The sequence below is a fragment of the Streptomyces sp. NPDC047042 genome (genome assembly GCF_040644035.1).
Taxonomy (GTDB): domain Bacteria; phylum Actinomycetota; class Actinomycetes; order Streptomycetales; family Streptomycetaceae; genus Streptomyces.
The window spans coordinates 1-1,233 of sequence record NZ_JBEYVP010000121.1; the positions used below are offsets into that span (position 1 = coordinate 1).

A 1,233-nucleotide genomic window follows, 5' to 3' on the forward strand; every position below is an offset into this window, starting at 1 on the left:
CGCGCCCCCGCGCGCCCGGGGCGGGCGGGCTGGCGCGGCCCTTGGGGGGGGCGGGGGGGGTAGTGGGGGGGTTTGCCCGCCCACCCGCCCGTCTCGGCTTGTTTGCCGGGTGCCCTCGAAGAGCGGTTCGTTCGGCTTGTCCGGGGGGTGAGACGTAACGCCGGGTCAGACCAGGTCGGGTTTCCCACCCGCCCACCCGTTTGCTCTTTGTGTTCAATTCGGGAGTCTGGGGAAGCGGGCCTGCAGTGTCCAGATTGCCGGGTTTTCGGCCAGTGCCTCGTGGAGGTCGGTCAGGTCGGCCAGGACGTCGTGGAGGAAGTCCCTCGCCTCTCTGCGCAGCTCCGCGTGGGAGAAGGTGAGGGGTGGTTCCTCCGCCGGCATCCAGTCGGACTCGATGTCCACCCATCCGAAGCGGCGCTCGAAGAGCATGCGGTCGGTGGACTCGGTGAAGTCCAGTTCCGCGTACTGGGGGCGGGAGGCGCGGGAGCCCGCGGGGTCCTGGTCCAGCTGCTCCACGATGTCGCACAGCGCCCACGCGAAGTCGAGCACCGGCACCCATCCCCAGGCTGTGGACAGTTCCCGGTCCGCCTTGGTGTCGGCGAGGTAGACGTCTCCGCAGAACAGGTCGTGGCGCAGGGCGTGGACGTCCGCGCGGCGGTAGTCGGTCTGCGGGGGGTCCGGGAAGCGGTTGGAGAGGGCGTAGCCGATATCGAGCACGGGGGTGATGGTGTCATGACGTCAATCGACGTCGGCCACCCCGGCCGCTTCCCCCACCCCAACTCTCCCGGCCGTCCCCGAACCCTCGGCCGCCCCGACGCCTCCCGGCCCTCGGCCCCCCGACCTCGGCCCCGGCTCTCGGCCCTCGGCGCTCTGCCCCAGACCTCAGCCCCGGCCCCCCCATACCTCGGCCCCGGCCCCCCCATACCTCGGCCCCGGCCCCCCCGGCCTCGGCCCCGGCCCCCCGGCCTCGGCCCCGGCCCCCCGGCCTCGGCCCCGGCCCCCCCGGCCTCGGCCCCGGCCCCCCCGGCCTCGGCCCCGGCCCCCCCCCGGCCTCGGCCCCGGTCCTCGGCCCCGGTCCTCAGCCTCGGCCCCGGACCTCGCCCCGGACCCCAGCCCCCGGACCCCCGCCCGTGGCCCCCCCCCCCCGCCCGGCCCCCCGGGCCCGGGGGCCCCCCCCACACCCCATCCGCCGTCAGGGGGGACGGGCGAAAGCCCCCCGGCGGGCGCGGGCGT

At 76.4% G+C, this 1,233-nt stretch carries 1 protein-coding gene; it reads right to left on the reverse strand.

The annotated features are described in order from the left end of the window. Window positions 1–213 precede the first annotated feature (213 nt). The gene (locus tag ABZ855_RS48375) at window positions 214–717 is read right to left on the reverse strand and encodes a hypothetical protein (protein ID WP_360820474.1); all 504 of its coding nucleotides are present in this window, start codon (window positions 715–717) and stop codon (window positions 214–216) included. Window positions 718–1,233 lie beyond the last annotated feature (516 nt).